This is a genomic window from Streptococcus sp. HMSC065C01, assembly GCF_001813525.1.
GTDB classification, from domain to species: domain Bacteria; phylum Bacillota; class Bacilli; order Lactobacillales; family Streptococcaceae; genus Streptococcus; species Streptococcus parasanguinis_V.
In genome coordinates, this window is the sequence record NZ_KV812830.1 from 111,879 (window position 1) to 119,447 (window position 7,569).

The window sequence follows — 7,569 nt, forward strand, 5'->3', positions numbered from 1 at the left end:
AGTCCTAGCCTCTCAATTGTTTTTGGATTGTCAAGCAAGACGCAGTAGTTGAGTGCTCAAAGCACTGCTTTGAGGTGGTAGATAGGACTTGCTAAGCAAGTTTCCTAAGTAGTTGTTCGCTTTTCAAGTTCCAAAGATGCCCTACTCAACTGTGCGGAGGTGGGACGACGAAATCGAATTCTAACGAATGACCGATTTCTGTTCCACTCTCTTTCTTGTTTAAGTATGATAGAATAAACTCATTAGATGGGAGAATATACATGAATCTATTTCGAAAAAAGGGACTTGGGCAAGTACACCCAGGTCTAAATCGCCATTTACGATTGTGGGATTTGATTATTTTAGGAATCGGTGCCATGGTGGGGACAGGGATCTTCACGATTACAGGGACTGCAGCAGCGAATTTAGCTGGTCCAGCCTTGATCATTTCGATTGTGATTGCGGCTTTTTGCGTTGGCTTATCTGCCCTCTTCTTTGCTGAATTTGCGTCTCGCATCCCTTCAACTGGTGGGGCCTATAGTTACCTCTATGCCATCTTTGGAGAGTTTCCAGCCTGGATTGCAGGTTGGTTGACTGTGATGGAATTTATGACAGCTGTATCAGGGGTGGCGTCAGGTTGGGCTGCGTATTTCAAGGGCTTGTTGGCCAATCTTGGCTGGAGCCTGCCGACAGCTTTAAACGGGACTTTTGATCCAGCTAAGGGAACTTATGTGGATCTCTTGCCTATTTTGGTCATGGTCCTCGTCACAGCCTTAGTCCTTATGAATGCAAAAGCGGTTTTACGCTTTAATTCCTTGCTGGTCTTACTCAAGTTCTCCGCTCTTGCCTTGTTTATTCTTGTCGGGATTTTTCACCTAAATCCTGGCAACTGGGCAAACTTTGCTCCATATGGATTTGGCGAAATCTATGGTGGTCAGACAGGGATTATGGCTGGAGCTTCGCTCATGTTCTTTGCCTTTCTTGGTTTTGAGTCCATTTCAATGGCGGTCGACGAAATCAAGGAACCACAAAAGAACGTCCCTCGCGGCATTGTCCTCAGTCTCTTGATCACAACCATTCTTTATATCTTGGTCACCCTGGTTTTGACCGGTATGGTTCCTTTTAAGAACTTAAATGTAGAAGACGCGGTTGCCTTTGCCCTTCGTCAGGTCGGAGCTGGTTGGGCTGGAAATTATGTATCCTTAGTGGCTATTTTGACCTTGATTACCGTCTGCATTTCCATGACCTTTGCCCTTTCACGGATGATTTACAGTTTGGCGCGGGATGGGCTTTTGCCAAAAGCTATGAAACAGCTCGATCCAAAAACTAGAATTCCCAAAAATGCAACACTAGTAGCTGGCTCGATGGCTGCCATTGCTGGTGGAGTCTTTCCACTTGCAAGTATCGCTTCCTTCTTAAATATTTGTACCTTGGCTTACCTAGTTATGTTGGCCTTTGCCCTCTTGAAATTGCGCAAGGAACACGGGGCTCCTGGACCTGGTGAATTTAAAACACCCTTGGTTCCAGTCTTGCCAATCCTGTCGATTGTGGTCTGTCTGTCCTTTATGACCCAGTATTCCCTATCGACCTGGCTGGCCTTCGGAGTTGCTCTCTTGATCGGGGTCGGAATTTATTTCGGTTATGGCTATCGCCATTCAGAAGAAAATCAATAAAAGATGAAAGCTAGAGTAGAAGAACTCTGGCTTTTTACATAGAGAAAGCTCTTTTTTTGGTATAATAAAGGGAGAAAGTTAACTAGATAACAAAGGAGAAAAAAATGACATTTGAAGAGATTTTACCAGGCTTAAAGGCTAAGAAAAAATATGTGCGAACAGGATGGGGTGGAGCAGAAAACTACGTCCAACTCTTTGATACCATTGAGCAAAATGGGGTGGCTCTGGAAGTGACCCCTTATTTCCTCATCAACGTCTCTGGTGAGGGTGAAGGTTTCTCCATGTGGAGTCCAACACCTTGTGATGTTTTAGCGACAGATTGGGTGGAAGTCCATGACTAAAAGGGTCTTGATTACAGGTGTGAGTTCCGGGATTGGTTTGGCTCAAGCTCGACTCTTTCTAGAAAAGGGCTACCAGGTCTATGGAGTGGACCAGGGAGCGGATCCACAGTTAGCAGGTGATTTTCACTTCTTGCAACGGGACTTAACTATTGATTTGACGCCGATTTTCGACTGGTGTCCTGAGGTAGATGTCTTGTGTAATACGGCTGGGGTCTTGGATGATTACAAACCGCTTCTTGAGCAAAGTGCTCAGGAGATTCAGGAGATTTTTGAGATTAACTATGTGACTCCGGTGGAGCTGACACGGCATTATCTGACTCAAATGTTGGAGAAGAAGCGAGGTATCATCATCAATATGTGCTCCATTGCATCTAGTCTAGCTGGTGGAGGCGGTCACGCCTATACCTCGTCCAAGCATGCCCTAGCGGGCTTTACCAAGCAGTTGGCCCTGGATTATGCAGAAGCTGGGATTCAGGTCTTTGGCATCGCGCCAGGAGCCGTCAAAACAGGCATGACGGCAGCTGACTTTGAACCAGGTGGTTTGGCTGACTGGGTAGCCAGTGAGACGCCTATCAAGCGCTGGATAGAACCAGAAGAAGTAGCCGAAGTCAGCCTCTTTTTGGCTAGCGGGAAGGCCTCTGCTATGCAGGGACAACTCCTGACCATTGATGGTGGTTGGAGTTTGAAGTAGGGAAATGAAAAAGCAGGAGCTAAAATCTTGCTAAGAAATGTAATTGTTTTTTCCTTAAAAACACAGGGATAATAACAATTATGAAGATAACTGAGGGTAAGTTCAGAAGAACTTTTTGAATGGGCTACCTGAAACCTTAAGAGATTGTTTTAGAAGAAACGAATAGTACAATTGATTTGCTAAGTCATTATGGAATGAAGGTGAAATCATGATTAAATTAGTGAATGTTACTAAATGTTTTAGTGATGGATCGAATGTCAGATACATTTTCAAAAATTGTAATTTTGAATTTAAAAAAGGTAGCACGACTGCAATAGTTGGCCGTTCTGGATTAGGAAAAACTACTCTTGTTAAATTAATATTAGGGATTACCAGTTTAAATGAGGGGGATATCTTAGTCTGTGGTAGTTCCATTTTAGATATGAAAAATTTGAGTAAGGTAAGGCGTAGGAATATTGGCTGTGTCTTCCAAAACTTTAATTTGATTTCAGGTTTCACGGTGAAAGAGAATATTCTACTTCCAAGATATTTTTTTGAAAATGGAGAGAATAACATTAACGAAATTTGTAACACTCTAGGTCTTTCAAAGGAAATGTTAAGCAAGAGTATTGATAAGATTAGTGGAGGTGAAAAACAAAGAGTTGCTTTGGCAAGAGCTCTTATTAATAATCCAGAAATATTGATAGCAGATGAACCCACTGGTAATTTAGACGCTGCTAACGAACAAAATATAATAGAATTGTTGAAGCGGATCAATGAGGAGTTAGGTATCACGATTATAACAGTAACTCATAGTGATAAGGTAGTGAATAGTATGCAGTCTATTTGCACAGTTGTTGATGGCAAAATTGAGTACGTAAGGAGATGATAAAATGAATCATTCCATATTATTCATTGCTAAAAGAGATTTAGAAGTTAACAAACGAAGATATAGATTAGTTCGACTGTCAATAGCGATCTCTGTTTTGCTAATTGTTTTAGTGATGCTCATTTCTAATTCTTTCTATAATAAAATGATTAAAGAAATGACTGTAGCAAATAAAAATGTTGTTACTGTTGCCTTTGGTAATAAAGAAAATTCTTTGAATTATAAAGCTTTGCCTTTATTTTCTAATGAAGATATTGATCGAGTAAAAAAATAGATGAAGTAAAAAATATTACTGGTGTAAAACTATTATTTACGGATGATATCAAATTCCAAAATGGTAAGACATCGGTTTCCAATACTATCCATTGTCTAGAAGAAAAGTATTTAAAAAACCTGAATATTAGAATTGCTGAAGGGAAATTTCCAGAGAAGGACAATGAAATATTAATCGGAGATTCCGTACACAAGGCTACATCAATGAATGTCGGAGATACGGTGACTATTAAGATTGATAATCATTATGAAAAGTTTGTAATTTCTGGCATTATAGACAAGCAAGAAGCGCAGTTATTTTCTACCTTGCCAACAGAAATAAATCAAATGATGGCAATCAATGTAAAAAGTAGTAGCGTTTCATCAAATAAGTATTACTATCTGAATGCTACTGTAAAAAATGGAACCGATTTAAATGAAGTAGCAAACAAGATAGAAAAGACTGTTTTAAAAAATGAAAATTTAAAACAATCTTTATCAGGAACAGGATTAGATGTTGTTGTAGCAACACAACAGGATGTTATCAATATGCTATCCAGATGGTTTTCCTACATCGACCTTTTTATCCTCTTAATCATAGTTCTTATCTCTATTGTAGCGATTATTAATATCATCAATATTCTAGCTATTACTATTCAGGAGAATCATAAACAGATCGCAACTTTTAAAATTATCGGTGCATCTGATCGACAGATAAAAAGAATATATTTATTTGAAAGCTTTATGATGGGAGTACGAGGTACAAGCGCGGGATTGGTGATAGGAATTGCTATTTCTTATTTGATCATCTTTTTGAGTGGATTACCACTAGATATTGAACTTACCAGATTGTTGTTCCCGGTATTAATAGGGATACTCACTTCAGTTTTTGCAGGATTATTGGTATCTAGAAAAATTACTAAAATTGATATTGAAAAGGTATTAAATCAATAGAGAAGAAATGATTAGTGGCAATCAGAGATGGTGTTGCAAAAAGAAAAGCTATACTGATTTCATTATTGACTGAGCTTTGAATGAAAGTAGGAGGATTTGATGAAAATCAAACATCACTTTGGGGTATACGGAGTCTGTCTTCAAGAGGGGAAACTGCTCTGCATTGAAAAAACAAGAGGCCCTTATCAGCATCGTTTTGATCTACCGGGTGGTAGCCAGGAACTAGGGGAGGGACTGACCGAAACACTCAAGCGAGAAGTTCTGGAAGAGACGGGCTATACGATTAGCAGATACGCTAATCCTAGGATGTATGACGTGATGGTTCAAGAAGAAGGGAAAGACTTCGCAGTGCATCATATCATGGCCTTTTATGATATCGTACTCGATTTCGAGAGCTCTCAACAATCCCTTCCTCAGGAGGTTCTTGATGGAAGCAATGATTCAGCCAATGCCATTTGGTTGAATGTGGAAGAAATTACTGCAGACAATGCTTCTCCCTTAGTATTGAAGGTAAAGGCGGAGTTAGGAGGATTTCCAGAATTAGAACTGACAACCTACAGAGATTGGAAGGTAAAATAGAGGGAGAATGGAACTATTTAAAACATGGAAGAAATATATGGTTCTCTATGGTCTTAAATCTCAAATTGGAACTGTTTATCGAAACAGTGATAGGACAACGAGCTTTTATGATATTGGGAATTTTCTATACCTAGCAGGGGAGTTGGATCCCAGATTTTGGGAATACTTTGTTAGGCAATATGGTTTAGATTATAAGATTATTATTTCAGAAGACACTAAGTGGCAAGATTTTCTGCATCGGCAAGTGGGGTTAATTTCTTTTACTCGCTATTCTTTTAAGGATAAGGCAAATTTTCAAGTTGAATTTCTAAATGATCTAGTTACTTATTTAGAGGAAGGTTACAATATTGTACCTATTGACAATCGTATTTATAACTATCTTTCTGAGGAAGAATGGTCACAAGATTTACAGGGGGATTTTGAGTCCTACCAGGATTTTGCTTTAAAAGGTGGATTTGGCTTTGTTATTCTTAAAAATAATGAACTGATTGCTGGGATTTCCTCAGGGTTAGTTTACCACGGAGCAGTTGAAGTGGAAGTTGCAACTAGACCAGACAAACAAGGAAATGGATTTGCTAAAAAACTTGGTGCTGCAATGATTCTAGAGGCTTTAAATAGAGAAATGTTCCCACTTTGGGATGCTCATAACGAGGCTTCTAAAAAAGTAGCAGAATTTTTAGGATACGAATTAGTTGAATCTTATGAAGCTTTTGAACTAGAGGAAAGTGTCGTATAATGATATCTAATATTGTATCTTTTAAGACGAGGTGAATCGCTATGCAAAATCAACTGGCTCTTAGTGGCGAAAGAATTGTTGAAAAAATTTACCCACAACTATTTCATCATGTTGGTATGATTCGTGGCGAATATTTGGTGAGGGAGATCAGTCAAAATATACTGCTAAAAAGTTGTCAGCAATTTGTGAAAGATTATCTAGACACTATTTGTCATTTGTACTCAGATGAAGAAGTCTGGTATCGCTTTTCAGAGTTAACAAATGCAGAAGCAAATAGTCTAGACGGGACTAAAGAGTATTTTGACGAACGCCACCCATTGTTTGGATATAGAGGGACTAGGCGTTTATTGGCGTGTCCAGATGAATTTCAGGCGGAGACAAATGTTGTTACCGAAGTTTTTCAAACCAATCCCAATCTGTCTGTTATTTTTCCTTTTGTCAATGATGCCGAACAATTAAAACAAGCTATTACAGTATTGCGTCAGTATGGTTTTACCGGGAAAGTTGGCACGATGATTGAATTACCATCAGCTTATTTCGACTTGGACAGGATACTGGAAACTGGTATTTCAAAGATTGTAGTGGGAATGAATGATTTGACTTCTTTTGTTTTTGCGACTGTGAGGAACAGTCAATGGCATGATATGGAAAGTCCCATTATGTTAGAAATGCTGAGACAGATGCAGGATAAAGCAAGGAAGAACAAGATTGATTTTGCTGTAGCAGGCTATCTGAATACTTCTTTCATACAAAAAATGAATCAGATGGGTATCGAATGTATTCTCCATTACAGCTCTATTCCAGAGATTTTTGATTTAGAAATTGACCATCCAGACCATCTTAAACATATAAAAGAAGAAAGTAAAAAATTACAAAGGAGAACCCATGACACCGCAAGAAATGTGGAATGCCTACAAGCAAATCAACCCCTCTATCGGAGATGAGATAGACGCCTGGGCCTTTGGAGTGGCCCCAGACCTTTTAGCGGATCTGGTCTTTAAAGGCGAAAAAACAGCAACAGCCTCAGCATATGATCTATACGCAATAGAGGACGAACCCCTTCCACAAGAAGGGACATTTGATGTTATTTTAGACAGCCGAAATCAGGCTGTCTGCATTGTCGAAGTCACAAAGGTTTCCGTTCAGCCTTTTCATCAAGTGTCAGCTGACCATGCCTACAAGGAAGGTGAGGGAGACAAATCTCTAGCTTATTGGCGTCAGGTTCATGAAGACTTTTTTAAAGACTGCTTTGGAGAAGCAGGTCTGACGTTTACACCTGACAGCAAGGTGGTTTTAGAAGAATTTCGCAAGGTTTACCCATTATAGATACGCTCTCCATTTAGAAAATCAGAAAAAAGAATAACTGTTTTTATACAAAATAGGCCTAGTGATTGTGACAAGCTAAAAATACTGCTCAGTTCTTAGAACTATTAAAAGATTTTTTGAGACTTTCCGCTGTGAGAAAAGTGAGAGTGGGACAGAAATCGGTAATTCGT

10 protein-coding genes are annotated in these 7,569 nt (G+C 39.3%); all 10 read left to right on the forward strand.

All coding sequences use genetic code 11. The annotated features are described in order from the left end of the window. The first annotated feature begins 260 nt into the window (after positions 1 to 260). On the forward strand, positions 261 to 1,652 hold the full coding sequence (locus HMPREF2918_RS01545) for an APC family permease (protein WP_070594419.1): 1,392 nt from the start codon (positions 261 to 263) through the stop codon (positions 1,650 to 1,652). 104 nt (positions 1,653 to 1,756) lie between these two features. Further along, on the forward strand, positions 1,757 to 1,993 hold the full coding sequence (locus HMPREF2918_RS01550; RefSeq protein ID WP_000141913.1) for a DUF2829 domain-containing protein: 237 nt from the start codon (positions 1,757 to 1,759) through the stop codon (positions 1,991 to 1,993). Then, entirely contained in the window at positions 1,986 to 2,684 is a 699-nt protein-coding gene (locus HMPREF2918_RS01555; protein ID WP_070594420.1) for a 3-oxoacyl-ACP reductase, read from the forward strand. Before HMPREF2918_RS01550 ends, HMPREF2918_RS01555 begins: the two co-directional genes overlap by 8 nt. A gap of 208 nt (positions 2,685 to 2,892) precedes the next feature. After that, complete coding sequence (locus HMPREF2918_RS01560) at positions 2,893 to 3,552, forward strand: ABC transporter ATP-binding protein (protein WP_070594421.1); 660 nt, start codon at positions 2,893 to 2,895, stop codon at positions 3,550 to 3,552. 4 nt (positions 3,553 to 3,556) lie between these two features. Beyond that, positions 3,557 to 3,826, forward strand: a complete 270-nt coding sequence (locus HMPREF2918_RS11530; protein WP_256263172.1) for a hypothetical protein — start codon at positions 3,557 to 3,559, stop codon at positions 3,824 to 3,826. Between the two features lie 86 nt (positions 3,827 to 3,912). Further along, positions 3,913 to 4,758: an ABC transporter permease gene (locus HMPREF2918_RS01565; protein ID WP_371106481.1), complete on the forward strand. Its 846-nt coding sequence runs from the start codon at positions 3,913 to 3,915 to the stop codon at positions 4,756 to 4,758. Positions 4,759 to 4,857: 99 nt separating this feature from the next. Further along, positions 4,858 to 5,337 carry an NUDIX hydrolase gene (locus HMPREF2918_RS01570; protein ID WP_070594422.1) on the forward strand — a complete coding sequence of 160 codons (480 nt, stop codon included), beginning with the start codon at positions 4,858 to 4,860 and terminating at the stop codon, positions 5,335 to 5,337. 7 nt (positions 5,338 to 5,344) lie between these two features. Next, positions 5,345 to 6,073: a GNAT family N-acetyltransferase gene (locus tag HMPREF2918_RS01575; RefSeq protein WP_070594423.1), complete on the forward strand. Its 729-nt coding sequence runs from the start codon at positions 5,345 to 5,347 to the stop codon at positions 6,071 to 6,073. Positions 6,074 to 6,114: 41 nt separating this feature from the next. Beyond that, positions 6,115 to 7,017, forward strand: a complete 903-nt coding sequence (locus HMPREF2918_RS01580) for a putative PEP-binding protein (RefSeq protein ID WP_070594424.1) — start codon at positions 6,115 to 6,117, stop codon at positions 7,015 to 7,017. Then, positions 6,959 to 7,399, forward strand: a complete 441-nt coding sequence (locus HMPREF2918_RS01585) for an ASCH domain-containing protein (protein WP_070594425.1) — start codon at positions 6,959 to 6,961, stop codon at positions 7,397 to 7,399. The genes HMPREF2918_RS01580 and HMPREF2918_RS01585 overlap by 59 nt, the downstream gene beginning before the upstream one ends. Positions 7,400 to 7,569: the final 170 nt, after the last annotated feature.